The organism is Starkeya sp. ORNL1 (genome assembly GCF_012971745.1).
GTDB lineage: Bacteria > Pseudomonadota > Alphaproteobacteria > Rhizobiales > Xanthobacteraceae > Ancylobacter.
Window position 1 is genome coordinate 3,397,364 of the sequence record NZ_CP048834.1, and the last position, 24,972, is coordinate 3,422,335.

At 66.6% G+C, this 24,972-nt stretch carries 26 protein-coding genes and 1 pseudogene; 10 read left to right on the plus strand and 17 right to left on the minus strand.

Annotated features, from left to right (window positions below; genetic code table 11):
* Both G3545_RS16160 and G3545_RS16165 read left to right on the plus strand, forming a co-directional pair.
* Entirely contained in the window at window positions 1-744 is a 744-nt protein-coding gene (locus G3545_RS16160; protein ID WP_170014310.1) for an aldolase/citrate lyase family protein, read from the plus strand.
* 13 nt (window positions 745-757) lie between these two features.
* On the plus strand, window positions 758-1,513 hold the full coding sequence (locus G3545_RS16165) for a hypothetical protein (RefSeq protein ID WP_170014311.1): 756 nt from the start codon (window positions 758-760) through the stop codon (window positions 1,511-1,513).
* On the opposite strand, the gene G3545_RS16170 is transcribed toward G3545_RS16165, so the two are convergent.
* The 5 genes and pseudogenes from G3545_RS16170 to G3545_RS16190 form a co-directional block, all read right to left on the minus strand.
* Entirely contained in the window at window positions 1,503-2,114 is a 612-nt protein-coding gene (locus G3545_RS16170) for a dihydroxyacetone kinase subunit L (protein WP_170014312.1), read from the minus strand. The genes G3545_RS16165 and G3545_RS16170 overlap by 11 nt on opposite strands.
* A 2-nt stretch (window positions 2,115-2,116) precedes the next feature.
* Window positions 2,117-3,112 (minus strand): dihydroxyacetone kinase subunit DhaK, encoded by a 996-nt coding sequence (locus G3545_RS16175; protein WP_170014313.1) that lies wholly within the window; start codon window positions 3,110-3,112, stop codon window positions 2,117-2,119.
* A gap of 301 nt (window positions 3,113-3,413) precedes the next feature.
* A pseudogene (locus G3545_RS16180) lies at window positions 3,414-4,511 on the minus strand (IS481 family transposase); the annotation flags it as partial.
* Window positions 4,512-4,750: 239 nt separating this feature from the next.
* Window positions 4,751-5,551: a TetR/AcrR family transcriptional regulator gene (locus tag G3545_RS16185; RefSeq protein WP_170014314.1), complete on the minus strand. Its 801-nt coding sequence runs from the start codon at window positions 5,549-5,551 to the stop codon at window positions 4,751-4,753.
* A gap of 102 nt (window positions 5,552-5,653) precedes the next feature.
* Window positions 5,654-6,463 (minus strand): amidohydrolase family protein, encoded by an 810-nt coding sequence (locus G3545_RS16190; protein ID WP_170014315.1) that lies wholly within the window; start codon window positions 6,461-6,463, stop codon window positions 5,654-5,656.
* Between the two features lie 184 nt (window positions 6,464-6,647).
* On the opposite strand from G3545_RS16190, the gene G3545_RS16195 reads away from it, so the two are divergent.
* Window positions 6,648-6,968: an NIPSNAP family protein gene (locus G3545_RS16195; RefSeq protein ID WP_170014316.1), complete on the plus strand. Its 321-nt coding sequence runs from the start codon at window positions 6,648-6,650 to the stop codon at window positions 6,966-6,968.
* 63 nt (window positions 6,969-7,031) lie between these two features.
* Complete coding sequence (locus G3545_RS16200; protein ID WP_170014317.1) at window positions 7,032-7,679, plus strand: hypothetical protein; 648 nt, start codon at window positions 7,032-7,034, stop codon at window positions 7,677-7,679.
* Window positions 7,680-7,939: 260 nt separating this feature from the next.
* Here the strand turns inward: G3545_RS16200 and G3545_RS16205 are convergent, their stop codons facing one another.
* Window positions 7,940-8,812 (minus strand): amidohydrolase family protein, encoded by an 873-nt coding sequence (locus G3545_RS16205; protein ID WP_170014318.1) that lies wholly within the window; start codon window positions 8,810-8,812, stop codon window positions 7,940-7,942.
* Window position 8,813: 1 nt separating this feature from the next.
* Window positions 8,814-9,767, minus strand: a complete 954-nt coding sequence (locus tag G3545_RS16210; RefSeq protein ID WP_170014319.1) for a D-2-hydroxyacid dehydrogenase — start codon at window positions 9,765-9,767, stop codon at window positions 8,814-8,816.
* A gap of 140 nt (window positions 9,768-9,907) precedes the next feature.
* Here G3545_RS16210 and G3545_RS16215 point away from each other — a divergent pair, with 140 nt between their 5' ends.
* The 4 genes from G3545_RS16215 to G3545_RS16230 all read left to right on the plus strand — a co-directional run bounded on the left by G3545_RS16215 (window position 9,908) and on the right by G3545_RS16230 (window position 13,195).
* The gene (locus G3545_RS16215; RefSeq protein ID WP_170014320.1) at window positions 9,908-10,336 is read left to right on the plus strand and encodes a nuclear transport factor 2 family protein; all 429 of its coding nucleotides are present in this window, start codon (window positions 9,908-9,910) and stop codon (window positions 10,334-10,336) included.
* Between the two features lie 14 nt (window positions 10,337-10,350).
* The gene (locus G3545_RS16220) at window positions 10,351-11,364 is read left to right on the plus strand and encodes a hydroxyacid dehydrogenase (RefSeq protein WP_170014321.1); all 1,014 of its coding nucleotides are present in this window, start codon (window positions 10,351-10,353) and stop codon (window positions 11,362-11,364) included.
* Between the two features lie 89 nt (window positions 11,365-11,453).
* Window positions 11,454-12,311, plus strand: coding sequence for an oxidoreductase (locus tag G3545_RS16225; RefSeq protein ID WP_170014322.1), 858 nt, complete (start codon window positions 11,454-11,456; stop codon window positions 12,309-12,311).
* A gap of 8 nt (window positions 12,312-12,319) precedes the next feature.
* Window positions 12,320-13,195, plus strand: coding sequence for an SMP-30/gluconolactonase/LRE family protein (locus G3545_RS16230; protein WP_170014323.1), 876 nt, complete (start codon window positions 12,320-12,322; stop codon window positions 13,193-13,195).
* Window positions 13,196-13,338: 143 nt separating this feature from the next.
* On the opposite strand, the gene G3545_RS16235 is transcribed toward G3545_RS16230, so the two are convergent.
* The 9 genes from G3545_RS16235 to G3545_RS16275 all read right to left on the minus strand — a co-directional run bounded on the left by G3545_RS16235 (window position 13,339) and on the right by G3545_RS16275 (window position 21,040).
* Window positions 13,339-14,082 (minus strand): amino acid ABC transporter ATP-binding protein, encoded by a 744-nt coding sequence (locus tag G3545_RS16235; RefSeq protein ID WP_170014324.1) that lies wholly within the window; start codon window positions 14,080-14,082, stop codon window positions 13,339-13,341.
* Entirely contained in the window at window positions 14,079-14,753 is a 675-nt protein-coding gene (locus tag G3545_RS16240; protein ID WP_246702434.1) for an amino acid ABC transporter permease, read from the minus strand. Before G3545_RS16240 ends, G3545_RS16235 begins: the two co-directional genes overlap by 4 nt.
* 5 nt (window positions 14,754-14,758) lie before the next feature.
* Window positions 14,759-15,427, minus strand: coding sequence for an amino acid ABC transporter permease (locus G3545_RS16245; protein ID WP_170014325.1), 669 nt, complete (start codon window positions 15,425-15,427; stop codon window positions 14,759-14,761).
* Between the two features lie 83 nt (window positions 15,428-15,510).
* On the minus strand, window positions 15,511-16,314 hold the full coding sequence (locus G3545_RS16250) for a transporter substrate-binding domain-containing protein (RefSeq protein WP_170014326.1): 804 nt from the start codon (window positions 16,312-16,314) through the stop codon (window positions 15,511-15,513).
* Window positions 16,315-16,402: 88 nt separating this feature from the next.
* Window positions 16,403-17,467 carry an NAD(P)-dependent oxidoreductase gene (locus G3545_RS16255; protein ID WP_170014327.1) on the minus strand — a complete coding sequence of 355 codons (1,065 nt, stop codon included), beginning with the start codon at window positions 17,465-17,467 and terminating at the stop codon, window positions 16,403-16,405.
* Window positions 17,464-18,426: a peptidyl-alpha-hydroxyglycine alpha-amidating lyase family protein gene (locus tag G3545_RS16260; protein WP_170014328.1), complete on the minus strand. Its 963-nt coding sequence runs from the start codon at window positions 18,424-18,426 to the stop codon at window positions 17,464-17,466. The genes G3545_RS16255 and G3545_RS16260 overlap by 4 nt, the downstream gene beginning before the upstream one ends.
* 177 nt (window positions 18,427-18,603) lie before the next feature.
* The gene (locus tag G3545_RS16265) at window positions 18,604-19,242 is read right to left on the minus strand and encodes a 2-dehydro-3-deoxy-6-phosphogalactonate aldolase (RefSeq protein WP_170014329.1); all 639 of its coding nucleotides are present in this window, start codon (window positions 19,240-19,242) and stop codon (window positions 18,604-18,606) included.
* Between the two features lie 36 nt (window positions 19,243-19,278).
* Window positions 19,279-20,055 (minus strand): SDR family NAD(P)-dependent oxidoreductase, encoded by a 777-nt coding sequence (locus G3545_RS16270; protein ID WP_246702435.1) that lies wholly within the window; start codon window positions 20,053-20,055, stop codon window positions 19,279-19,281.
* A gap of 22 nt (window positions 20,056-20,077) precedes the next feature.
* Complete coding sequence (locus tag G3545_RS16275) at window positions 20,078-21,040, minus strand: D-glycerate dehydrogenase (RefSeq protein WP_170014330.1); 963 nt, start codon at window positions 21,038-21,040, stop codon at window positions 20,078-20,080.
* A gap of 626 nt (window positions 21,041-21,666) precedes the next feature.
* On the opposite strand from G3545_RS16275, the gene G3545_RS16280 reads away from it, so the two are divergent.
* Entirely contained in the window at window positions 21,667-22,932 is a 1,266-nt protein-coding gene (locus G3545_RS16280) for an alpha-hydroxy acid oxidase (RefSeq protein ID WP_246702436.1), read from the plus strand.
* A gap of 20 nt (window positions 22,933-22,952) precedes the next feature.
* Here the strand turns inward: G3545_RS16280 and G3545_RS16285 are convergent, their stop codons facing one another.
* Window positions 22,953-23,690: a FadR/GntR family transcriptional regulator gene (locus G3545_RS16285; protein WP_170014331.1), complete on the minus strand. Its 738-nt coding sequence runs from the start codon at window positions 23,688-23,690 to the stop codon at window positions 22,953-22,955.
* Window positions 23,691-23,795: 105 nt separating this feature from the next.
* Here G3545_RS16285 and G3545_RS16290 point away from each other — a divergent pair, with 105 nt between their 5' ends.
* On the plus strand, window positions 23,796-24,929 hold the full coding sequence (locus tag G3545_RS16290) for a mandelate racemase/muconate lactonizing enzyme family protein (protein WP_170014332.1): 1,134 nt from the start codon (window positions 23,796-23,798) through the stop codon (window positions 24,927-24,929).
* The last annotated feature ends 43 nt before the right edge of the window (window positions 24,930-24,972 follow it).

The window sequence follows — 24,972 nt, forward strand, 5'->3', positions numbered from 1 at the left end:
ATGACCGCACGTGACACGAGCTGGCATTCCAATGCCGTGAAGAAGGCTGCCGCCTCGCGGGAGATCATACGCGGCATGCACTTCACCTTCCCCTCGGCAACCGGCATCGAGGTGCTGGCGCCCTTGGAGCTGGACTTCGTCTATCTCGACGGCGAGCACGGCTCGTTCGAGACGCGTGATCTGGAGGCCTCCTGCATTGCCGCCGAGCGGCACGGCATGGTGCCGATCGCCCGCGTGCCGGATCGCAAGTCCAGCACCATCACGCATTTCCTCGATCGTGGCCTTCGCGGCATCGTGGTGCCGCATGTCTGCTCGGTCGACGACGCCAAAGAGGCGCTCGACGCCATTTATTTCCGTCCGCTCGGCAACCGCTCGTTCGGCGGCGGGCGCCCGCATTTCCTCACCATCGCCGACCTGCCGGCGCATCTCGCCATGTGCAACGGGGCGGTCTCGGTCGGCATCATGATCGAGACGGAATCCGGCCTCGAAGCCGCCCCCGCCATCGCCGCGCTTCCGGGGGTCGATTATCTCAGCTTCGGCATGAACGACTTCGCGCAGGATCTCGGCTATCCCGGCGAGCCGAACCACCCGGAAGTGCAGCGCCGCTACAAGGAAGGTGCGGAGCGTATCCGTGCCGCCGGCAAGCCGATCCGCGAGGACTTCATGAAGTTCGCCTGGATCAACCAGGTCATCCTCGCCGGTGCCCGGCAGCTGATCGAGACGCCGACCGGCAAGGCCTATTGAAAGCAGGCGCATCGTGGACCAGACGCAGATTGACGAAGCCGCCCGCCTGCTGATCGCGGCACGGCGCGAGCGGCAGCTTTTGCCGGCTCTGCCGGAAGCCGCGCAGCCGCAATCCTTCGCGGATGCGGCGGCGGTGCAGGACCGCACCGTCGCGCAGCTCGGCGAGACGATTGCCGGCTACAAGATCGCCGGCACCGGCAGCGCCTCGGTAATGTGGGGCGCCGTGCTCGGCTCGCGCGTGTTCACCAGTCCGGCGCGAGTGGAGGCGGCACTGGTGCCGCTGCTCGGCGTCGAGGTGGAGATCGCCTTCCGGCTCGACCGGGACGTCGCCGCCGACGATCTCGACTGGACCAAGGCGCGCTTCGACGAGGCGGCCACCGCGCTGCCGCTGCTGGAAATCGTGGATAGCCGCTTCACCAGCTACACCGGCACGCCGCCGCTGCACCGCGCCGGCGACCTCATGTCGAATGGCGGCATCGTCTGCGGCGCGCCGCTGGCCGACTGGCGTTCCATCAATCTGGAAAAGCTGGCGATCACGCTGAGCTTCAGCGGGCAGATCGTGGCGGATGTGGTCGGCGGACATGCGGCCGGCGATCCGAGGCTGCCGGCGCTGGCCTTCCTCAACGCGCCGCTGCGCGCGCGCACGCTGCCGCGCGGCACCATCCTCACCACCGGCACCTATACCGGCCTGCTGTATGCCAAGCCCGGCGACCTGGTGGAAGCCGATGTCGGCCCGTTCGGCAAGCTGAGGCTCGATTTCACCGCGTAGCGCAGAGCGTCTCGACCAGGCGGACGAAGGCCAGCATGCCGGGATCGTCCATGCCGATGCTCTTCTCCGCAAACATGCGGGCGCGGCCGATCTTGCAGGGCCGGTCGCGGAAGGTGTCGAGCGCGCCCTGCGCCGCCCCGAGCGCGGCGCGCTTGATGGCTTCGGGATCATCGAGCCCGGCGATCGCCTGAGCCACCGCGTCGAGCGCATCGAGCACGGTCTTGTCACCCAGCGAGGCACGCCCGCGCGCCATCATGGCGTCGCGCGCCGCGCCGAGCTGGGCACCGAGGTCGTTCCAGGCAATCTCGGACCTCCCCTCGCCGGCCTTGGCGATGGTGAGGAAGGCGGTGGTCAGCAGCGTGCCGAGGCTCGATCCGGTGGCGCCGGCGCTGGCCCGCCCGATGGCACGGAAGAAGCCGGCGACATCGTCCGGCGCGCCCGAGGCGGCTTCCGCCACCTTCTCGAACACGCGGCGCAGCATGATGCCGGTATCGCCATCGCCAAGCCGGCTGTCCGCCTCGTTCAGCATCGGCTCCAGAGACGGCATGCGGGCGGCGATATCGGCGCAGGCGCGGCGCAGATCGGCAACGCTCAGCCCCATGGTCACACCGTCCAGAACGGGCAGCGGGCCGGAGCCGCGAGTAGCGGCGCCAGTTCGCGGTCGCTATGGAACAGGCTGATCGAGCAGCCGGCCATCTCCATCGAGGTCACGTAATGGCCGACCAGCGGCCGGTCGATCTCGTAGCCCTCGCGCCCGAGCACCTCGCGCACCCGGCGATAGATGATGAACAGCTCTTCCAGCGGCGTCGCGCCAAGGCTGTTGACCAGCACCGAGACGCGGCCCTCGGCGCCTTCCGGGGTCTCGGCCAGCAGGCGCTCGACCATCTCGTCGGCGATGGCGTCGGCCGGCTTGATCTTGTCGCGCCAGATGCCGGGCTCGCCATGGATGCCCATGCCCATCTCGATCTCGTCATCGGCAATGCTGAAGGTCGGCTTGTCAGCGCCCGGTACCTGGCAGGGGGCGAGCGCGATGCCGATGGTGCGGGTGCGGTCGACCGCCTTCTGGGCGAGCCGCGTCACCTCCTCAAGGTCCGCTCCGGTGGCAGCCGCCGCGCCGGCGATCTTGTAGGCATAGATGATGCCGGCGACGCCGCGCCGCTTCTCGGCTTCGCCAGGGCCGGCGCTGGCGATGTCGTCGGTGCCGAGCACCGTGGTGGATTCGATGCCCTCGGCTTCCAGCAGCTCGCCGGCGAGGTCGAAATTCATGCGGTCGCCGCCATAATTGCCATAGAGCCGCAGCACGCCCCGCCCGCCGCTGGCGGCGCGCATCGCCTCTTCGCAGGCATCGACGGTCGGGCCGGCGAACACGTCGCCGATGCTGCACGCGTCGAGAAGGCCCGGACCGACATAGCCGGTGAACAGCGGCAGATGGCCCGAGCCGCCACCGGAGACGATGCCGACGCGGCCCGAAGGCGCCCCGGCGCTCGACACGATGACCCGGCTGCCGGGCGTGGTGCGCTTGAGCGAGGGATGCGCGGCGACCAGCCCGTCGAGCATCTCGTCGACAAAGCGATCGGCCGTATTCATCAGCTTTTTCATGGCGTTTCCCGATTGCCCTGGGCGCGCGGACGCGGCTTAATTATAGCTCGCGAAATAGCATGGATAGGCGCGCCGACAAAGTCTTCTGCGCGACATTTCACGAGGCCCACGGGAAGGGCCTGTACGAGGGGCAGATTACCCAACGACGTCATCCTGAGAGCCTGACTCGAAATTCGACGTATCCGTTGAGAGGAGCCCCTTTCCACCCTCATCCCCGGGCTTGATGTAAAGACCGGAGACATCCCTGACAGGTGTTCGGAGACATGCCTGACAGTCAGGGCGGGTCGTGTGGGGGCTTTTTGAGGTCGATGGTTGTGATTCTGGTGGCGCCGAAGCAGACGGCATAAAGGCCGTCGCGCTTGTGCGGGCGGATGGCGAGGAGTTCGCCGCGGAACGCCTTGGGCACCTTCCAGAGCCGGTTGTTGAAGCCGACATAGGCCTTGGTGGTGCCGACCCGGCGGACGATCTCGGCGCTGTCATAGTGCGGTGTGGGCAGGCGCTCCGGGAAGGGCCGCGGCGAGGGTCGGTAGCGGCTGGCCGGCACGGCGAGGCCGATCCCCTGGTGCGGGCGGACATGGTTGTAGTCCTCGCGCCAGGCTTCGAGCGCGGCCTGGGCCTGATCGAGGCCGCGCAGGATGGCGAGGTCGAACACCTCGTCGGCAAGGCTGCGGTGGAAGCGCTCGTTCTTGCCGCGGCCCTGCGGGTGGTGGGGACGGGCCGGAATGGTGCGGATGCCGAGCTTGAGCAGCCAGACCCGCAGCGGCGTCCACTGCCCCGGGCGGCCGCCGCCCCAAGGCGCGCCATTGTCGACATAGATGGCCTGCGGCAGGCCGTGGCGGCGCAGCGCCGGCTCCAGCCGGGCGCGCACCGTGGCGGTCTGTTCGTCGGCGCACGCCTCCAGCACCACGGCGTAGCGCGAATGATCGTCGATCACCGTCAGCGTATGGCACCACGTGCCGCAGGCGAGTTGCACCCGCCCCTTGAAATCCATCTGCCACAGCTCGTTCGGCGTCGCCCGCTCGAACCGGCCATAGGCCTGCGGCCGGCGCGCGGCCGGCGCGATCCGGTCATGGCGGGCCAGCACCGCATGCACCGTCGAGGGGGCCGCCGCGTCCTCCAGCAGCCGCGCCAGCTTGCGCGCGCCCCACGCCGGATGGGCATCGCGCAGCGCCAGGATCCGGGCCTCCAGATCCGCCGCGCTACGCCGCGGGCTCGCATGCGGGCGCCGCGAGCGCTCCGTCAGCGCCTCGCCGGCGCGGTAGCGGCGCAGCCACACATAGCCGGTCTGCCGGCTGATCCCGAAGCCCGCGCACAGCGCCGAGACGTTTGCCCCCTCAAGGCTCGCCAGCAAACAGAACTCCCGCCGCTGATCCGCCACAGATGCCTCCCGCCAGACCATCCCGACCTCCCAGGGCCAAAAGCCCCAAAAGTGTCAGGCATGTCTCCGAACACCTGTCAGCCATGTATCCAGAACAAACATCAAGCCCGGGGATCCAGACTTCAACCGGGTGCATGCGGAGGGGCTGGATCCCCGGGTCAAGCCCGGGGATGAGGGCAAATTGGAGTTTTCGGTCAGCCTCTCAGGTCCGAGCGTAGCGAGCCTCGAAGGATGACGTTGCTGGTCTCGGGAGACTTCGCTCAAGTCCCTCGGCGCTTCGGCCCAGCCTTCTTCGCGGGCGAAACCGGGGCCGGGTTTTTCGTCACCGGCTTCGCAGTGGCGAGCTTGGGCTTGACGGTGTGGAGCGCCTTCATGCTCCTGGTAGCGCCGTCGAGGTAGAAATCGACCTTGCGCGCGATCAGCTCATTGAGGTCGGATTCCACGGTCAGCCCATGCAGCCAGCGCCGGAAGGCGACGTGGTAGACGGCAGCGTGGAGCGACTGCACCAGTTCCATCTCGAAGTCGGTGATCGGGCCGTCCACCTTCTCGCCAAGGCTTTCCGTCCGCAGCGCGGCAACGACGCGCGTGAAAATCCGCTCGGTGAGGATGCTGTAATAGCGCGCATTCAGCGCGCTGTTGGTCAGGCCGCTGAACAGGAACAGCCGGACGTGGTCGTAAGTGAGCACGGTTTCGGTGAACTGCTGGTAGAACTGCGTCAGCCGCTTGCGCACCGACAGCGTCTCGTCTTCCAGCAAGGTCTCCAGCGCCGGGCTCCAATTCTGCGGGAACAGCCGGTCGTAGATCTTGATGAGAAGAGCTTCCTTGGTCGGGAAGTATTTATAGAGCAGGGGCTGGGTGATGCCGATGCGCCGCGCCAGCTCGATGGTGCCGGCGCTGAGGCCGAACTCCGCGAAATAGCGCGTCGCCTGCACCAGGATCAGCTCCTCGCGCTCGGAGGCCAGCATGCGCCGACGCGGGCGGCCTTCGCCCGGCGCTTCCGGCTTCACTTCACCGGAGGCGTCATCTGTCGGCTGGCGTCGCTGTCTAGACTTTGCGGCCACGCTGGAAATCTCGCTCTACCTTGCACAAACGGTGCTTTACCTAAGCGCTAGCAGTCCTCCGACCGAAAGGAAAGCCACCCATATCGTACTGTCCTCATGGCACTAGCTAAAGCGATAGAGCCGGGCCGGATTATCGACCAGTATCTTGTGGCGAATGTCCGCGTCCGGGGCCCAATCTTCCAGAAGATTCATCAGGTCGCCATCATCCGGCATATAGCCCTTGATCGAGGTGTGCGGCCAATCGGTGCCCCACACGCAGCGATCCGGCACCGCCGAGACGAAACGCCGCCCAAGATTGGCGACGTCGGCATAGGGGTGGCCGGTCTGCGAGTTGCGATAGCCGCACAGCTTCACCCAGTGCTTGCCGGTCTTGAGCAACCGCAGGATCTCGACCATCAGCGGGTCGTCCGCGGCGACGTCCGCCTTCAGCCCACCCATGTGGTCGAACACCACCGGGACCGGCAGCGTCTCGATCACCGGCAGCACCTTCGGCCAGGTGTCGAGCGGCACATACATCTCGATGTGCCAGCCGAAATCGGCGATCTTGCGGGCGACGCCGGGCAGATTGTCGAGCGAGGGGCCGCCGCCCGCCGTGGTGATGAAGCGCGTGGCGCGGATGCCGGCATCGTCCAGCGCCTTCAGTTCGGCCGTGGTGACGTTCTCGCCGACCATGGCGACGCCGCGGGCACGGTGGACGCCGAGTTCGCCCACAGCGTCGGCAGTGCGGCGGTTATCGGAACCGTAGACGCTTGGCTGCACCACAACCATGCGCTCGATGCCGAGCGCGTCGAGCATGGCGAGATAGGAGGCCGGCGAGGCATCCGGCGGCGTGAAGCTGCGGTTCGGCACATAGGGGTAGCGATCGGTCGGCCCGAGAATGTGCGAATGGCAATCGCAGGCGAGCGCAGGCACGGAAAACCGCGGCGCACTGGTAACCTCGCGCGGTCCTTGGCATGGCTCCATGAATCGTTCCCCCTGAATTTCGCCGCGGCTATTGAGACCCTTTATTGAGTGGTCTATGAATTAGCGCGCGTCAAGCCGGCAGCGTACGGCGCGCGAGAAAAGTCGCTGCCGCGGAATCGCGGACGGGGAAGACATGATCGTCGATATGCGCATCTACACGGTGAAACCCGGCCGCGTCGGGGATTTCGTGGCGTTCTACAAGGAATTCGCCTGGCCGCTGCACCAGAAATATCTTGGCCGCTGCCTCGGCTGGTACACCGGCCTCGAGGGCCAGCTCAACCAGGTGGTTCACCTCTGGGCCTTTGACAGCCAGGCCGACCGCGAGAGCCGGCGCGCCGAACTGGCGAAGGATCCGGCCTGGCAGGAGTATCTGCGGCGCCTCGGCGAAGGCGGGCTGCTGGTGCACACCGAGAACCGCTTCATCACGCCGACCAACTTCTCGCCGGTGCAGTGACGGCAGCGCCTTGGTTCAATTGACGATTCCATAAATGATTTCAGACCGATCGGATCAAGGCGCATGACCAGCACATCGGCGCAGACGGGCCTTCTCCTCGCCACCATGGAGCCGCCCGCCGGGCTCGAGGACGAGTTCCAGCAATGGTACGACACCGAGCACTTTCCCGAGCGCCGCGACACCATCGGCTTCCTCACCGCCGTCCGCATGGTCTGCCTGGAGGGCTGGCCGCGCTATATCGCGCTCTATGACCTTGAGAATGTCGAGGTCCTGGACGGTCCGGAGTATGCGAAGATCGCCGGTCAGAACTACACGCTCTGGACCGAGCGCGTGGTCTCCAAGGTGTGGGGCCAGTACCGCGCCGGGGCGCGGCAGATCTATCCCGGCAATGCATTGCTCGGGCGGAATGGCAGCTTCTCGCGCCTTGCTCTGTGGCGGTTCCGGCAGGTGCCCGAAGACACCGGGCCGCAGATCATCGACGGCCTGCGCGCCATCTATGAGGGTCAGCCGGAAACCGCGCAGATCCGCGTGTTCGAGGCGCAGCAGCCGGATGGCACCGACCTGATCGGGATGATCGAGCTTCACGCGCCGTGGACACCGCCGGCCGGCGCGGTGGCCGCGTTCGGCGCGGCCAAGCGCCATCTCGATCTGGTGAATGTCTATACGCGCTATGAGCGCCGCCTGGCAGGGGCATATCCGAAGGGGACGTGAGGGCGGGGATCAAGGAATGGCATCGTGCGACCGGCCCCGGATCGCGAGCCACCTACCGCGCCAGCATCTACTTCCCTCTCCCCGTTGGGGAGAGGTGGCCCGCGAAGCGGGTCGGTGAGGGGCTACGCGATTGCGGAGCCGCAGAGCCCCCTCACCCCAACCCTCTCCCCAACGGGGAGAGGGAGGAATTCACCCTCGCACCCGGAATTCTCGCGAGCCCGGATCGGCGTTTGGCCGTCCGGGACGACGATGTCAGTCGCTCAGAACCGATAGAGCCGCGCCGGGTTCTCGACCAGGATGGCGCGCAGCGTGTCCTCGTCGCCGGCCCACCCGGCGAGCGCGGCGAGCAGCGCTTGCTCGACCACCGGGCGATAGGCGGCGGGCGGGGCGGCGTCGCCGGTGCCGGCGTGCTGGTGCACCAGATGCGGCCAGTCGCTGCCCCAGACCAGCTGGGTGTCGTTGGCCTCGATGATGGCGCGGGCGAACGGCGTCGCGCCCGTGAAGTCACTGTTCTGCCAGGTCACGATGTCGGCGCCGGACAGCTTCACCCAGCAATGGCCATCGCGCAGCAGGCTGATCAAGGCACGGAAGCCGGGGACGTCAGTGCCGCCTTTCTCGCTCGAACCGCCCATATGGTCGAACACCACCGGCACCCGCGACTTGCGCGCGGCGGGGGCCAGCAAAGCGACGAGTTCGAGATCGGCATAGATCTGGATGTGCCAGCCGAGCCCGGCGATGCGTTCGGCGGCGCGCAGCAGGGTCGCCTCGGCGGCGAGCGAATCCTTGATGCGCGGCGTCATCAGATTGAGCCTTATGCCGCGCACGCCATCGCGGTCGAGATCGGCCAGTGTCTCGTCGGAGAAGCCGTCATCGATCACCACGATGGCGCGGGCGTTGTCGCCAAAGGCGCGCATGCCGTCGAGCGTCGCGCGGTTGTCGGTGCCATAGGCGCTCGGCTGTACGATGACGATGCGCTCGACGCCGAGTCTGGCGGCGATCGGCGCATACTCCGCAAGCCCCATCTGCGCCGGCGTGTAGGTGCGATCCGGCGCGCCGGGATAGCGGTCGATCGGGCCGAACACATGCATGTGGCTGTCGCAGATGCCGCGCATCGCGATCCTGTTTTCTGCCATCTCAATACCCCCGGAAAAGATCGACACGGTTGCGGAGCGCCTCACCGCGCCGGAAGCGCGGGAGATTGTCGAGGAAGGAACGCACCACCCTCTCCTCGTAATCGGCGCTCATGCCGGCGAGGTGCGGGGTGATGATGACGTTCGGCATGGTCCAGAGCGGGCTGTCCGACGGCAGCGGCTCGACGGCGAAGACGTCAAGCGCCGCCCCCGCAATGACGCCGTCTGCCAGGGCGGCGATCAGCGCCTTCTCGTCGACGATCGAACCGCGGGCGAAGTTGAGGAGGAAGGCGCTATCCTTCATCGCCGCGAGCGCGGCAGCGTCGATCATCCGCTCGGTCTCGGCGGTGGCGGGCACGATGAGCAGCACGAAATCGCAGCGCGGCAGCATCTGGTGCAACCGGTCCGGCGTGTAGACGCTGGAGACTCCTTCGACCGGAGCGCCGCTGCGGCTGAGGCCGATCACCTCCATCTCGCTCGCCAGCGCCCGGCGCACGACACCCTGCGCTACGGCCCCGAGGCCGATGATGCCGAGCGTGCGGCCGGCGAGCGGCATCTTGCCGTCGCGGTCCCAGCGGCGGGCGGCCTGGCTACGCAGCATCCGCGGGAGATCCCATTGCAGCATCAGCATCGCCGTCATCGCATAGTCGCCGATCTGGTCGACATGGATGCCGCGGGCATTGGTGACGATGACATTGCGTAGCGCGTCGCGATGCGGCAACAGCGTGTCGACGCCCGAGCTTACGGTCTGGATCCAGCGCAGCGCGCGGCCGCGCTCGATGACGACCGGCGGACAGCCCAGCGTGATCAGTATGTCGGCGTCCGCGATCGCCTCGCCCAGTTGTGCCTCGTCGGTCACGGCGCGCAGTTCGGAATCCGCGCCGGCCTCGCCCAGCAGTGTGCGATAGAGCTCGGCCCTCGGGTGGAAAATGACCGTTTTCGGACGCTGCTGGCTCAAGCGGATCGGGTTCCGTGGCTCAAATCGGGCGGGCATGGAAGCCCGATTGACCGGGAGTGTCAATCGTTGTTTATAGGACAATAAAGAATGCGCCGCACCTGAGCGCGTCCGGCAAACCCTGTTGAAAGAGGAATTTCCCGATGGCGAAACCGTCCGCGGAAGATCGCTTCGCGATCGCCGACCTGTTCGCGCGCTATATGTGGGCCATTGACGGTGGCGATGTCGAGACGCTGGTCTCCTGCTTCACGCCGGACGGCGCGCTGGAGAGCCCGGCGGTCGGCAAATATTCCGGCCGGGACAATATCCGCGCCTTCGCCACCCGCTTCGCCGAGTTCCGCAACCGTGGCACCGAGCTGCGCCATGTGCTTTCCAACATGCTGATCGAGGTCGACGGCGATACCGGCTTCGCCAAGTGCTATCTGGTGGTGTTCCAGGTGCGAGGCGGCGCCAGCAAGCTGCTCGGTCCCGGTCGCTATGAGTGCAAGCTGCGCAAGGAAGCCGACGGCGAGTGGCGCTTCGAGCATCGTCTCGTCGTCATGGACCATGATTACGAGCTGGAAGGCATCTGAAGGTCAGTCCCCGCATGGCCGCGCATCGACCCCTCGTCGTCCTCAGCGATCCGAGCATCCGTCATGAGGCGGTCGCGCTGCTGCGCGAGCATTTCGAGGTGATGATCCTCGAAGCCTATCCGTCCGAGCAGCGCTTCGCCGCGGCGGCGCGCGAGGCGAGCGCGATACTGGCGCGGCTCGGCACGGTGACGCGCGCCGTCATCGAGGCGGCGCCGCAGCTGCGCATCGTGGCGCGTCACGGCGTCGGGGTCGATGCGGTGGACCTCGATGCCGCGACCGAGCACGGTATCGTCGTCACCACGACGGGTGCGGCCAATGCCGCGGCAGTCGCGGAATATACCTTCGCGCTGCTGCTGACGCTGGTGCGCAAGACCGCGGAGGCCGACCGCGGCATGCGCGCCGGGCTGTGGCAACGCGACCCCCTGGTGGGGGCGGAGCTGGACGGCCGGACTATCGGCATCTTCGGCCTGGGCGCCATCGGCAGCCGGGTGGCGCGGCAGGCGCTCGGCTTCGGCATGCGGGTCATCGCCTGCGATCCGATGCTGACGCGCTCGCCGATCGAGGGCGTCCAGCTCGCGCGCAGGTCCGAGGTGCTGGCAGCCGCCGACATCGTCACGCTGCATACCCGCCTGACCGACGACACCAACCGGATGATCGATGCTCAAGCGCTCGCCACGATGAAGCTTGGCGCGCTGCTGGTGAACACCGCGCGCGGCGAGCTGATCGACGAGCCGGCGATGATCGCGGCGCTGGCGTCCGGCCGGCTCGGTGGCGCCGCGCTGGATACGTTCGCACAAGAGCCGTTGACGGCGGATTCACCGCTGCGCAGCCTGCCGAATGTCGTGCTGTCGCCCCATGTCGCCGGCCAGACCGAGGAAGCGGTGATCCGCGTCGGCGTCGCCGCAGCGTATTCGATCATCGACGATCTCGCCGGCCGGCGGCCGGCCTTCGTCTACAACCCAGCAGCCTATGAGCGCCGCGCCCAGCTCGGCCGCTTCCTCGAACCGCTCGCGCCCGTCGCCGGTTGATGATCATCATTTGCGTACAAGTAATTGTCTCGCCACATACATTGGTTATAGACTACTAATTCACCTCACCTGCACGATGGAGCATCGCCATGGCTGAACAGCAATCCCCGGTCTGGTTCATCACGGGCTGCTCCTCCGGCTTCGGGCGGGAACTGGTGAAAGGGGTGCTCGACAAGGGCTGGCGCGTCGTCGCCACCGCGCGCGATTCCTGCAAGATCGCCGATCTCGTCGCGGGCAGCAGCGATCGCGCGGTCGCGCTCCCGCTCGACGTGACCAAGCCGGAGCAGATCGAGGCGGCCGTCGCGGAAGCCAAGCGCCGCTTTGGCCGGATCGATGTGCTGGTGAACAATGCCGGCTATGGCTATGCCTCGACCATCGAGGAAGGCGAGGACGCACAGGTCCGCGCAATGTTCGACACCAATGTGTTCGGCCTCGCCGCAGTGGTCCGCAAGGTGCTGCCGATCCTGCGCGCGCAGGGCAGCGGAACCATCGTCAACCTCTCCTCGCAGGCCGGCCTGTTCGGCAATCCCGGCACCGGCTATTACGCCGCCAGCAAATTCGCCGTGGAGGGGTTGTCCGATGCCCTCGCCAAGGAGCTCGAACCGCTCGGCATCCATGTGCTGCTGGTCGAGCCGGGACCGTTCCGCACCTCGTTCACCGGCTCCACGGTGCGCGCCGACAATCTCATCGCCGACTATGAGCAGACCGCGGGCGCACGCATCAAGCGGCTGCGCGAGACCGCCAATCGGCCGGGCGATCCGGTGCGCGCCGCGGCGGCGATCATCACCGCGGTGACCGCCGAGGCGCCGCCGCTGCGCCTGTTGCTCGGCGCCAATGCGCTGCGCGATGCCCGTGCCAAGATCAATCTCATGGCGCGCGACTTCGACGCCTGGGAGCAGGTGACGCTGGAAGCCGACTATCCGGAATTCCGCGCACCGGCAAAGTGAGGCCAGCCATGCTGGCAAGCGTTGCGGGCACCGTGCGGCGGATCGGCGGCACGGTCGATCTGCTCGGCGAATCCCCGGTCTGGAGCGAGCGGGAACAGGCGCTCTACTGGATCGACATCCGCGGCCGGCTGGTGCGCCGGCTGGATGTAGAGAATGGCGAACTGGATTCCTGGCCGATGCCGGAACCGGTCGGCAGCCTGGCATTACGGCCCGATGGCAACATCTTGGTCGCGCTGGCCTCGCAGATCGTGCTGTTCCGCCCGGCCCGGGGTTCGCTGGAAGCCATCGCCGCGCCTCACAGGGGCGAGGACGGCATGCGCTTCAATGATGGCAGATGCGATCGCGAGGGACGGTTCTGGGTCGGCTCGATGCACGACAACGATCGCCAGCCGACCGGCACGCTATACCGGCTCGATGCGCGTGGCTGCGTGCCGATGCTGGGCGGCGTCGCGGTGCCGAACAGCCTTGCCTGGTCGCCGGACGGACGCACCATGTATTTCTCCGACGGTGTCGAGCCGGTGATCTGGTCGTTCCCGTTCTCCGCGGACGGCGAGCTCGGCCCGCGCCGGGAATTCGCGCGGCTCGATGCCGGCTTGCCGGATGGCGCCACAGTCGATGCCGAGGGCTGCGTGTGGAGCGCGCACTATGGCGGCTCCCGCATCACCCGCTACCGGCCCGATGGTTCGATCGAGCGGGCCGTCGAGATGCCGGTCAGCCAGCCGACTTGCCTCGCCTTTGGCGGCCCGAACTTGTCGACGCTCTACATCACCAGCGCGGCGCAGCGGCTCTCTGCGGAGGGGCGCGCCAGCCAGCCGCTGGCGGGCGCGCTGCTGGCGCTGGAGCCGGGTGTGCGCGGCCTGCCGGAGCCGCTTTTTGCCTTCTGAAACTTAAGAGTGACGTCATCCTGAGGTGCGAGCAAAGCGAGCCTCGAAGGATGTTGAAGCAGAAGACTGCCATCGGAGGCGGGCATCCTTCGAGGCCCGGGCTTGCGCCCGAGCACCTCAGGATGACGCGGCTCCGAGGGCGCTCATGCGTGGTGGATGGTCTGCAGGAAGCGCTGCGCGCGCTCGGTCTTGGGGTGAGCCAGCAATTCGCGGGGCGGGCCTTCCTCGACGATCTTGCCCTGGTCCATGAACACCATGCGGGTGCCGACATCGCCGGCGAAGCGCATTTCGTGCGTCACCACCAGCATGGTGCGGCCTTCCTGGGCGAGGTCACGCATCACCGCCAGCACTTCGCCGACCGTCTCCGGATCGAGCGCCGAGGTCGGCTCGTCGAACATCAGCATATGCGGGTTGGTGGCGAGCGCCCGGGCGATGGCGACGCGCTGCTGCTCGCCGCCGGACAGCCGCGCCGGATAGGCATCGGCGCGATGCGACAGCCGCACCCGCTCCAGCAACTGGCTGGCACGCTCCTCGGCGACCTTGCGATCGACCCCGTGCACCACGACCTGGGCCAGGATCACGTTCTGCCGAGCGGTGAGGTGCGGGTAGAGGTTGAACTGCTGGAAGATCATGCCGATGCGCTTGCGCACCGCGATGATGTCCTTGGCATGCGCGCGTACCGGCTGGTCCTCGAAGCGGATCTCGCCGCCCTGGATGTCCTCCAGCCCGTTCACGCAGCGCAGCAGCGTCGACTTGCCGGTGCCGCTCGGCCCGACGAGGCAGACGATCTCGCCCGGCACCACATCCATATTGATGCCGTCGATGATGGTGCGGGTGCCGAACCGCTTGGTGAGGTTCGCGATTTTCAGGACGGGCGCTGTGGTCATCGTATCTCGTCCAATTGCAGGCCGCTTCCGGCGATCTTCATTTTCCGCTCGAGCACGCCGCCCGCCAGCGAGATGGCGTAGCAGACGATGAAATAGAGGATCGCGACGATGCCGAGGATGGCGAAGCCACCACCATGGGCCTCGCGGATCAGCAGGCCGGTCGCCGTCAATTCGACATAACCGATGATCGAGGCGATCGAGGATTCCTTGAGGATCATGATGTAGATATTGACCGAGGGCGGCAGGATGACCTGCATCGCCTGCGGCCCGACGACATGGCGCATCACCTGGCGATAGGTCATGCCGCTCGACTGCGCCGCCTCCCACTGGCCGCGCCCGACACTCTCGATGCCGGCGCGGACGACTTCCGACATCAGCGCGCTGGCATGGGCGGAGAGCGCCGCGGTCGCCGCCGCGAAGGCGGTGAGGTTGAGGCCCAGCAGCATGGGCGCGCCGTAGAAGAAGAAGAACAGGATGATGAGGATCGGGATCGAGCGGAAGAACTCGGTGTAGAGCAGCGCGATCAGGCGCAGCACGCGGAAATTCGAGGTCCGCATCAGCGCCAGCAGCAGGCCGCCGAAGGCGCCGATGATCAGCGACAGCCAGCTGAGCCAGATGGTGAGGCCGAGTGCCCGGAACACGGCGGGCATATAGTCCATCAGACTGTACATGCTTGTCACCGATTGTCCGGGAACAGCGCGCGTCCGGCATAGATGCGCGCGATGTTGATGGTCTGGCACAGCACCGCGTAGACGATCGCCGCGACCAGGAAGGTCTCGAAATAGCGGAAGGTGTCGGAACCCGCGGTCTGCATCCAGGATGCCACCTCGTTCACCGCGATCGCCGAGGTGAGCGACGAACCGAGGATGATGTTGATGAGCTGATTGCCGAACGGCGCATAGATGGTGCGGAACACCTGCGGCAGCACGATGTGGCGCAGGATCTGCAATCCGGTCATGCCCTGCGAATGGCCCGCCTCATACTGGCCGTGCGGCACCGCGATGAGCCCGGCGCGCAAGATTTCGGTCATGTAGGCGCCGAAGTGCAGCGACATGCCGACCAGGCCGGACTGGAACGGCGACATCTTCAGCCCGATGGTCGGCATCATGAAGTAGATGAAGTAGAGCGCCACCAGCAACGGCGTGTTGCGGAAGAACTCGACATAGGCGGTCGCCAGCCAGCGCAGCGGGCGCGAACGGCTCTGGCGCATGATCGCAAAGAACAGGCCGAGCAGCAGGCTGACCAGGATCGTCGCGAGCGAGATCGTGATGGTACCGACCACGGCCATCTTCAGATCCCCCAGATAGGGGACGATGGCACGCAGGCTGAAATTGTATGAGTTCATGGATCGCTTTTCTGGAGCGGTCGCCGCGGGTTGTCGCCACGAGGCACGGATGGGCGGCGTCATGCCGCCCATCCGTAGCGGGATCAGTAGTCGGCGGTGATCTTCGGCGGATCGAAGCCGAACCACTTCTTGAACGCTTCCTTGTTCTCGCCGGTGGCGTTGGCCTGTTCCAGCCAGAGATTGATCACGCGCAGCCAGTCGGGGTCACCGGCCGGCACGCCGATGGCGTCTTCCTGGCGGGAATAGGTGCCCTCCAGCATGCGCAGCTGGCCCGGATACTTGGCGATCTGCTCGGCGTGGTAGAAGGCGTCCTGCGCCATGGCGTCGACCTGGCCGGACATCAGCGCGTTCAGGCCGTCGGCATTGGTGTTGAAACGCATGCGCTGGGCGTTCGGGAACTTCGCGGCAATGATCGGCTCGGAATTGCCGCCGCGATTGAGCGACAGCTTCCACTTCGGATCATTGATCTCCTCGACCTTCTTAAGCGGACTGTCGGTCTTCACCAGGATGCGGCCCGGCACGATCAGATAGGGGTCGGAGAAGGCGATGGTGAGCGAGCGCTGCACATTGCGGGCGAAGCCGGAGATGGTGATGTCGGCCTTGCCGGTCTGCAGCGCGGCGACGCGGCCGGCGCTGTCGACGACGACGAATTCCGGCTCGACCTTCAGCGCCTCGGCCAGCTTCCTGGCGAGGTCGACGTCATAGCCTTCCATCGTGCCGTCGGGCTTCATGTTGGTGTAGGGCGGCAGGCTACCCATCACCGCGACCCGGAGCTTGCCGCTCGAGATCACGCGCTGCAGCACTTCACCGGCCTGCGCCTGGCTGCCGGCGACGAGGACCGGAAGCAGCAGCGCCATGGACATGACAAACGTCTTGATGCGGAACATTTCTGGTTTCCTCCTGGATCGATCGGCCCGGTTTCTTGTGGCCATTGTTCTGGGAAAATGCCGGCCACTCGGGCCGGTTCGTCACGCGTCAGCCGAGAGGATCGGGGCGGAAGCCGATGATCTTCTCGAACCGGTCGGAGTAATGCGGCCAGACCTCGGGATTGACGAGCCGCGGCGGCACGCGGCCGCGCAGCAGCTCCATCCATTGCTCGGCGGTCTTCACCGACATGTTGTAGAAGGTCTCCGCGGTCATGCCGGCGGTGTGCGGCGTTGCGATGACGTTGTCGAGCAGCAGCAGCGGGTGGTCCGGCGGCGGCGGCTCGTGATCGAAGACGTCGATGCCGGCGCCGGCGATGACCCCGCGCCTGAGCGCATCGAGCAGCGCGGTTTCGCTATGGATGCGGCCGCGCGCGGTGTTGATGTAATAGGCGGTCGGCTTCATCTGCGCGAAGGCCGCCTCGTCGAACATGCCGAGCGTCTCGGACGTCCGCGGGCAGTGCGTGGTGATGAAGTCGGAGCGTGCCAGCAACTCGGCGAACTCGACCTTCTCGGCACCGCGTGCGGCGATCTGCTCGGCGGTGAGGTAGGGATCATAGGCCAGCACCGTCATGTCGAAGGCCCGGCAGAAGGTGGCGGTGCGGGTGCCGATGGCGCCGATGCCGACAATGCCCACGGTCTTGCCGACGACGTCGTTGCCGGCGACATCCATGCGGTCGGCGGCGCCGCCGCGCAGCAGCGCGCGGTTCGACAGGCTGATCTTCTTCGACAGGTTGAGAATCATGCCGATGGCGTGCTCGGCGACCGGCTCGAAATTGGTGCCGGACTGGCTGCACACGATGATGCCCGCCTCGGTGCAGGCATCGACGTCGATCACGTCATAGCCCGCCCCGATCGAGCAGATGGCGAGCAACTGCGGCGAGCGGGCGATGAGCGCGGCATTGCCGAACCAGGGCTCGATCAGCTCGGTGCGGGCGCCGATCTGATAGGCGCAGGCTCGTGAGAACGCCGCCCAATTGTCCGGCTGCGGGCCGTCATAGCGCAGCTTCACCAGGTCGATGTCGTCCTGCGCGCCGAGGATGGTCTCGGCGACCGGATCGAAGAAACGCTCGAAGAAGACCAGTGGCTTGCGGTTGATGGTGGCTTCGGAAGTCATGACGCCTTGACCTTGGTGAACTTCTGGAGGCTGCGCACGAAAGCGGGGCGCTGGGTCTGGAACACCGGGATCCAGGCCGAGAACGAGACCTCGCCGACGTAGAGATCGCCGTGCGAATCTACGGCGGCGGTGTGCGGGGCGATGAAGGTGCCGGGCTCGGTGCCGGCATGCGGGCCGCCGAGGCGGGCCAGCAGCTTGCCGTGCTTGTCGACCACCGACACGCGCGGGCCGAGATTGGGATAGGAACGGTTGATGGCGAGGAACGGCCCGAGCTCGCCGACGAAGAAGATCGGATCGTCCGGATTGTGCATGGTCAGCCCGCAGGCGCGGTGCAGGTTGTTCCACTGCTCGACGAACGTGCCGTCGCCGTCGAATACCTGGACGCGATGGTTCTCGCGGTCGGACACATAGACCAGGCCGGCGCTGTCGCAGCAGATATTGTGGACGATATTGAACTGGCCGGGATCGGTGCCGTATTCGCCCCAGGAGAGGATGTGCTCGCCGTCCGCGGTGTATTTGTGCACGCGGGCATTGCCGTAGCCGTCGGCGACGTAGAAGTCGCCCTCCGGCGCGAAGGCGATATGGGTGGGGCGGTTGAAGGGCTGGCCGCTGAATTCCGGCGCCGGCTGGTGCGGCGTGCCGAGCGTGAACAGCACCTCGCCGTCCAGCGTGCATTTGCGCACGGTGTGGTCGCCGTCATCGACGCACCAGACGGTGTCGTCGGGCGCCATATAGATGGCGTGCGGGCGCTCGAACGTGTCTTCGCCCCAAGACTTCAGGAAGTTGCCGTCGCGGTCGAAGATCACCATCGGGTGGCCGCCGCGATTGAAGACATAGAGGCGATCCTGCCGGTCGACGCCGACGCCGCCGACATCGCCGAGGCTCCAGCCCTCCGGCAGCTTCCCCCAGCCTTCCTCGACGCGGTAGGTGAAATCACCGCTCCCGACGATCACGCTCAACGGCGCCTCCCATGGTTCGCTCCCGCGGTCCGCAAGCGCCACGTCTGCGCATCGTCGAGAACGTTATATATAGTTCTATCACTAGTAAGCCCGCCGCGTAGCGTCAAGCGCGCGCCGCGGGCGCCGCGTTCCACCTGATCCGTGCCGGTCCGCGGCGTGCTCACGGGCGTCTTCATCTCAGCCCCCGAACACGTGGTCATAGGCAGCGATGGCAGCACGCGCCCTTGTTCCCACCGTCGCGGCATCGCTGCCGGGTGCATAGAGGCTGGAGCCGAGGCCGAAGGTGCGGATACCGACCTTCGCATAGTCGGCAAACGTCGAGTCGGAGACGCCGCCGACGGCACCTAGCTCCATGCCGGGTGGCAGCACCGCGCGGATCGCGGCGATGCCGGCCGGGCCGAGCACGTTGGCGGGAAAGAACTTCAGCGCCGAGGCGCCGGCGCGCACCGCGGCGACCGCCTCGGTCGGGGTGAACACGCCGGGCATCGTTACCATGCCGTGCGAGGTGGCGCGCACGATCACCTCCGGCTCGACATTGGGGCTGACCATCAGCCGTCCGCCGGCGGCGGCGAGGCGTTCGACGTCCTCCACCGTCAGGACGGTGCCGGCGCCGATCAGGCAATTAGCCGGCGCCATTCGCGCTGCCATCTCGATGGAGCGGAACGGATCGGGCGAATTGAGCGGGATCTCGATTGCCTCGAAGCCTTCCTCGATCAGGGCGCTGATGACCGCCTCGGCCTCTTCGGGGCGAAGGCCGCGCAGGATCGCCACCAGCGGGCGGCGCAATCTGGGCCAGGGTGTGCGTGCGTTCGTCATGCTGCCTCCCTCCCCTCGTCTCGACTTTCCGTCGCCTCAATAGGTCGCCCGGCCGCCGGACAGGTCGAACACCGACGCGGTGGTGAAGGAATTCTCCTCGCTCACCAGCCAGGCGATCATCGCCGCCGCCTCTTCCAGTTCGAGGAAACGGCCCCGCGGGATCTTGGCGAGCATGTATTCGATGTGCTCGGGCGCCTGCAGCATGGCGCCAGGCGTGCGCGCCACCGCCGGCGTCACGCAATTGACGGCGATGTTCTGGCCGGCGACTTCCTTGCCGAGCGACTTGGTCAGCGCCATCACCGCGGCCTTGGCCGTGCTGTAGGCCGCCGCGTTGGGATTGCCTTCCTTGCCGGCGACCGAGGCGATGTTGACGATGCGCCCGTAATTCTGCCGGCTCATCGCCGGCACCACGGCGCGGCAGCAATGGAAGGTGCCGTTGACGTCGATATTGATGACGTCGTGCCAGGCATCGAGCGGATAATCCACCAGCCTGGCGTTCGGGCCGACAATGGCGGCGTTGTTCACCAATATGTCGATGCGGCCGAGCGCCTGAAGCGCCGCGTCGGTGGCGGCGGCGACGTTGCCGTAGTCGGCGATATCGACCTTGTGGGTAAGCACCGGCTTGCCGCTGCGGCTTTCCAGCTCGGCCTTGGCCGTGGCGAGCCCCTCCTCATTGATGTCCCAGATCACCAGCTTCGCGCCGGAGTCGAGGAAGCGCTCGGAGATGGCGAAGCCGATACCCTGCGCGCCGCCGGTGACGATGGCGACGCGGTCTTCAAGATTGATGCGGTTGGTCTGCATAACGATCTGCATGTTCTCGGGCGTGGTGGGCTGATCAGGACAAGGCGAAGGCCGGGGTCTCCGGCGCGCCGCCCTTGAGCACGGCAATGACGTTATCGACGCTCTGGCGCCAGGCCGACACCCGCGCCTCGGCGGTGCAGCCGCCCATGTGCGGGGAGAGCACGACGTTCGGCATGTCAAACAGCGCAGGCGGCACGTCGGGCTCGAACTCAAAGACATCGAGCCCGGCGCCGGCGATCTCGCCGCTCTGGAGGGCGGCGACCAGGTCATCCACCTTCACCACCGCGCCGCGCGAGACGTTCAGGAGGATGGCGCTGCGCTTCATCCTGGCGAACGCATTGGCGTCGATCAGATGGCGGGTCTGTGCATTCAGCGGGCAGTGGATGCTGACGACGTCGGAGGTGGCGAGCAGGTCGTCGAGCGGGCGCCAGCCCGGCTTGTCCTGGCTGGAACGGGAATGGTGGCGGATCTTCATGCCGAAGGCTTCGGCGCGGCGGGCGACCTGATAGCCGATATGGCCCATGCCGATGATGCCCATGGTCTTGCCGTCGAGCGCGACGCCGTCCCAGCGCCCGCCCGGCATCCAGCCTTCAACCTTCCACTGGCCCGAGCGCACATAGCGATCCGCCGCCAATATGCCCCGCGACAAAGCGAGCAGCAGGCCGATGGTGTGGCTCGCGGTGTCGGCGGAATAGCTGTCCGGGCAATTGGCGCCCCAGATGCCGCGCTCGCGCATCGCGGCGATGTCCATATTGTCAAAGCCGGCGGTGGAATTGGCGACGACGCGCAGCGCTCTGGCGCGCTCCAGCAGCTCGCGGTCGATCTTCAGCTCGTTCTGGGTGATGAGGCCGACGGCATCGCCCACCACGTCGAGGATCTCCGCGCGCGGCGTGCCCTTGAACTGGTCGGCGCCCAGCCTGACCGTGGCATAGGGCTCCAGCTTGGCGACCAGATCATCGGAATAGCGGCTGGTGATGAGCACGACGGGCTTCGACATGTCTTGTCCGGCTTGTTTGGAGAGATTCCGTCATCCCCTTCTCGGGAACCAGGGATACTGGAAATCGACTTTTAATGATAGGGTTATATATAGCGCTGGCGCCAGATCTTCCTCTAGGTCATCTCCGCTGGAGCGGCCGCGTTCCGAAGCCGCCGCCGGGCAGGCGACCGCGCGTCATCGGCTGCGAGCGCACCGAGGGATAAGAGGCGGCACGTCCCCGGATCCACAGCGCTCCTCCAAACCGCCAGGGCGGTCGAAAACCTCAACTCTGTCAAGCGCCTACGCGCCCTTGTCGGCTCTGCCATCCCCGCCAACCCGCTACGCGGCGGGACAGGAGGGGATTGACGAGGGGGCAATAAATACTATTATATTCTTAAATTCAAGTCGCGCCTGGAAATTTGCAGAGGAGATCCATGGGCGCGCTCGGTGAGCGCATATCACCATCCCGGGCGGCCGCTCGGATGCAGGGATGAGTTGCAAGAAAAGAATACACTCTAATATCGATATGCCCCGCATCGAACATTTCTGAAATAACCGATGACGAGTACAGGTATTTATTGCGCACGACACCGGCCGCCGCCGTTCAGCTTCAGAAGAGCGGCCGTTCAACAGGGTAGGAAACCAGCGTGAGTGCAGCCGAGCAGCTTCCGGAGGCGCCGGAAAGACCCGCCACCCCCTCCTTCTCAGCACCCGAATTCCGATGGGCCGACCCCAAGGCCGCAGCCTCGATGGGTCGGCTCGCCAATGTGCTGTCGCTCGACGATTTCGAGATCGAGGCCAAGCGACTGCTGCCGCGCTGCATCTTCGGCTTCGTCTCGGGCGGGGTGGAGAGCAATTCCTCGCGCGATGCCAATCGCGAGGCATTCGCCGACTGGGCCTTCGTGCCGCGCGTCCTCGTCAATACGGTGGCACGTAGCCAGGCGACCACGCTGTTCGGCAAGCACTACAACGCGCCGTTCGGCATTTCGCCGATGGGCTCGATCGCGCTCGGCGCCTTCGAGTGCGAACGCGTGCTGGCGGCCGGTGCTCGCAATGCCGGCATTCCCTTCATGCTCAGCGGCGCCGCACTGATGGCGATGGAAAAGGTCATCGCCGCCAATCCGGAGGCGTGGTTCCAGGCCTATATCCCCGGCGACCGCCCCTTGGTCAGCCGCCTCATCGACCGTGTCGAGCGCGCCGGCTACGGCACGCTGGTGGTGACGGCCGACGTCGCGGTCAACGGCAATCGCGAGAACAACATCCGCAACGGCTTCTCGATGCCGCTACGCCCGACGCCACGCCTCGCATGGGATGGCATCACCCATCCGCGCTGGCTGGTGCACACGCTGCTGCGCACCCTGTGGCGCAACGGCATGCCGCACTTCGAGAACGTCACCGACGGACGCGGCCCGCCGCTGATCTCGGCCACCGCGCAGCGCTCCTTCGGCCGCCGCGACTCGCTCTCCTGGGACGACATCGCCTGGATCCGCGAGCGCTGGAAAGGCACCTTCATCATCAAGGGCATCCTCTCGCCGGAGGATGCGCGCAAGGCGGCCGCCATCGGCGCCGACGGCATCATCGTCTCCAACCATGGCGGCCGGCAGCTCGACGGCGCGATCGCGTCGCTGCGCGCCCTGCCGGATGTCGTCGCCGCCGCCGGCGGCCTGACGGTGATGCTGGACAGCGGCATCCGCCGCGGCACCGATGTGGTAAAGGCGCTGGCGCTCGGCGCCTCCTTCGTCTTCCTCGGGCGTCCGTTCCTGTTCGCCGCCGCGGTGGGCGACGAGGCCGGTGTCAGCCACGCCATCAACGTGCTGGGCGAGGAGATCGACCGCAACCTCGCACTCCTCGGCTGCACGGACCTCGCCTCGCTCAGCCCGGCCTTTCTCGTCCCCGATCGCGGGAGGCGGTGATGCGATGCGGGGAGCGTCGGCTAACGTTGCGACTGCGCGCGCCGGTGCTCGGTGTCGTCGAGATGCCGCTTCATGGCGGCGGCGGCCTCATCCGGATCGCGGGCGAGGATGGCGTCGAGGATCGCCTTGTGCAGCGGCAGCGATACGCTGCGGTTCAGCACCGGATCGCGATTGGTGATGCGCAGCGAGGCCATCATCTCGGTGCGGATGGCGTGGGCGATCGGCGCCAGAAAATCATTCTTGCCGGCATAGAGGCAGGCGACGTGGAAGGCGAGATCGGCCTCCATGAAGGCTTCGGGCGAATCCCCCGCCCGTTCCATCGCTTCATAGGCGGCCCTGATCTCGGCGAAGTCGCGTTCGGTGCCGCGCCGCGCCGCAAGCGCGGCGGCGCCGGGCTCGACGATGCGCCGCACCTCCATCAGGGCGTCGACCCCGCCCTCGCGCCGGGTCTCGCCGCCACTCGCCCCGCCGCGCCAGCTCAGCACCACCGGATCAAGCTGGTTCCACGCGCTGCGCGGCGTCACCACGGTGCCGCGCTTCGGGCGGGCGTCGAGCATGCCCTTGCCGGCAAGCACGTTCAGCGCCTCGCGCAGCACGGTGCGGCTCACCCCGTAGCGGCCGAGCAGCACGTCTTCGCTCGGCAGCAGTTCGCCGGGCTTCAGCCGGCCCGAAACGATGTCGCTGCCGATGCCGTCGACGATCTGCTCCCGCAGATTTCTCTTGAGCGTTCGGCCAATGGCTACGGATGAATTCGTCATATGATATTACTATCATAAATATAAAGACTGTCAATATTCGGAATACCCAAGCTCTCGTCCAGCATCTCATCCAAGACCTCGTCAAGACCTCGCGCAGGAACGACTATGAAAATCACTGACGTCAAAACCCACGTCTTGGAAGCGTCGCTTTCGCAGCCCTTTGCCTATTCCCGCGCGTGGTATTCGACGCGGACCGCGATGCTGGTTGAGATCGAGACCGACCAGGGGCTGGTCGGCTGGGGCGAGTGCTACGGCCCGGCGCGCATCAACACCGCCGTGGTGCAGGCGATGAAGGCGGCGCTGGTCGGCCAGGACGCGCTGCGCACCGAGTGGCTGTGGCAGGAGATCTATGCGCGCTACCGCGACCATGGGCAGAAGGGCGTCATCATCCAGGGCCTGAGCGGCATCGACATCGCGCTGTGGGACCTCAAGGGCAAGTTCTTCAACCAGCCGATCCATCGCCTGCTCGGCGGCCCGATCCGCAGCGACGTGCCGGCTTATGCGACCGGCCTTTATCGCCGCAAGGGCGGCGATCCGGTCGCCTATCTCGCCGAGGAAGCGGCGGAGTACGTCGCGCAGGGCTTCAAGGCGGTGAAGCTCAAGGTCGGCTTCGGCGTCGAGGAGGACATCCTGATGACGCGTATTATCCGCGAGACCATCGGCCCGGATATCGGGCTGATGATCGACGCCAATCACGCCTATGACGCGATCGCGGCGATCCGGCTCGGCCGCGCCATCGAACAATATGACATCGGCTGGTTCGAGGAGCCGGTGCCGCCCGAGGATATTGCCGGCCATCTCCAGGTGAAGGCGGCGCTCAAGATGCCGATCGCCGGCGGCGAGTGCGAATTCACCCGCTACGGCTTCCGCGACCTGCTGGCAAAGCACATGGTCGATATCGTGCAGCCGGACACCTGCGCCGCCGGCGGCATCTCCGAGTGCAAGAAGATCGCCGACATGGCATCGGCCCACGGCATCCGCTACGCGCCCCATGTCTGGGGCACCGGCATCGCCATCGCCGCCGGGTTGCAACTGCTCTCCGTGCTGCCGGACTCCACGCCGCCCTCGCTGGCGCCGGTGGAGCCGATGCTGGAGTTCGACCGCACCGAGCACCCGATCCGCCAGGCCATCCTCAAGACCCCGATCGAGCACAAGGAGGGCCGCGTCGCGGTGCCCGAAGGGCCGGGCCTCGGCATCGAGATCGACCGCGGCGCACTGGAGCGCCTGCGCGCCTCATGAACCAAAGCATGCCGGCCATTGATTGACACCAATGCGTTGCGCC

Excerpts from the sequence above, each read along its gene's own strand:
- G3545_RS16205 (WP_170014318.1), bottom strand. The coding sequence starts at position 8,812 with ATGGCAGAAAACAGGATCGCGATGCGCGGCATCTGCGACAGCCACATG.
- G3545_RS16195 (WP_170014316.1), top strand. The coding sequence starts at position 6,648 with ATGATCGTCGATATGCGCATCTACACGGTGAAACCCGGCCGCGTCGGG.
- G3545_RS16290 (WP_170014332.1), top strand. The coding sequence starts at position 23,796 with ATGAAAATCACTGACGTCAAAACCCACGTCTTGGAAGCGTCGCTTTCG.
- G3545_RS16225 (WP_170014322.1), top strand. The coding sequence starts at position 11,454 with ATGGCTGAACAGCAATCCCCGGTCTGGTTCATCACGGGCTGCTCCTCC.
- G3545_RS16215 (WP_170014320.1), top strand. The coding sequence starts at position 9,908 with ATGGCGAAACCGTCCGCGGAAGATCGCTTCGCGATCGCCGACCTGTTC.
- G3545_RS16175 (WP_170014313.1), bottom strand. The coding sequence starts at position 3,112 with ATGAAAAAGCTGATGAATACGGCCGATCGCTTTGTCGACGAGATGCTC.
- G3545_RS16235 (WP_170014324.1), bottom strand. The coding sequence starts at position 14,082 with ATGACCACAGCGCCCGTCCTGAAAATCGCGAACCTCACCAAGCGGTTC.
- G3545_RS16275 (WP_170014330.1), bottom strand. The coding sequence starts at position 21,040 with ATGTCGAAGCCCGTCGTGCTCATCACCAGCCGCTATTCCGATGATCTG.
- G3545_RS16285 (WP_170014331.1), bottom strand. The coding sequence starts at position 23,690 with ATGACGAATTCATCCGTAGCCATTGGCCGAACGCTCAAGAGAAATCTG.
- G3545_RS16200 (WP_170014317.1), top strand. The coding sequence starts at position 7,032 with ATGACCAGCACATCGGCGCAGACGGGCCTTCTCCTCGCCACCATGGAG.
- G3545_RS16255 (WP_170014327.1), bottom strand. The coding sequence starts at position 17,467 with ATGACTTCCGAAGCCACCATCAACCGCAAGCCACTGGTCTTCTTCGAG.
- G3545_RS16240 (WP_246702434.1), bottom strand. The coding sequence starts at position 14,753 with ATGTACAGTCTGATGGACTATATGCCCGCCGTGTTCCGGGCACTCGGC.
- G3545_RS16230 (WP_170014323.1), top strand. The coding sequence starts at position 12,320 with ATGCTGGCAAGCGTTGCGGGCACCGTGCGGCGGATCGGCGGCACGGTC.
- G3545_RS16170 (WP_170014312.1), bottom strand. The coding sequence starts at position 2,114 with ATGGGGCTGAGCGTTGCCGATCTGCGCCGCGCCTGCGCCGATATCGCC.
- G3545_RS16270 (WP_246702435.1), bottom strand. The coding sequence starts at position 20,055 with ATGCAGATCGTTATGCAGACCAACCGCATCAATCTTGAAGACCGCGTC.
- G3545_RS16265 (WP_170014329.1), bottom strand. The coding sequence starts at position 19,242 with ATGACGAACGCACGCACACCCTGGCCCAGATTGCGCCGCCCGCTGGTG.
- G3545_RS16220 (WP_170014321.1), top strand. The coding sequence starts at position 10,351 with ATGGCCGCGCATCGACCCCTCGTCGTCCTCAGCGATCCGAGCATCCGT.
- G3545_RS16245 (WP_170014325.1), bottom strand. The coding sequence starts at position 15,427 with ATGAACTCATACAATTTCAGCCTGCGTGCCATCGTCCCCTATCTGGGG.
- G3545_RS16250 (WP_170014326.1), bottom strand. The coding sequence starts at position 16,314 with ATGTTCCGCATCAAGACGTTTGTCATGTCCATGGCGCTGCTGCTTCCG.
- G3545_RS16160 (WP_170014310.1), top strand. The coding sequence starts at position 1 with ATGACCGCACGTGACACGAGCTGGCATTCCAATGCCGTGAAGAAGGCT.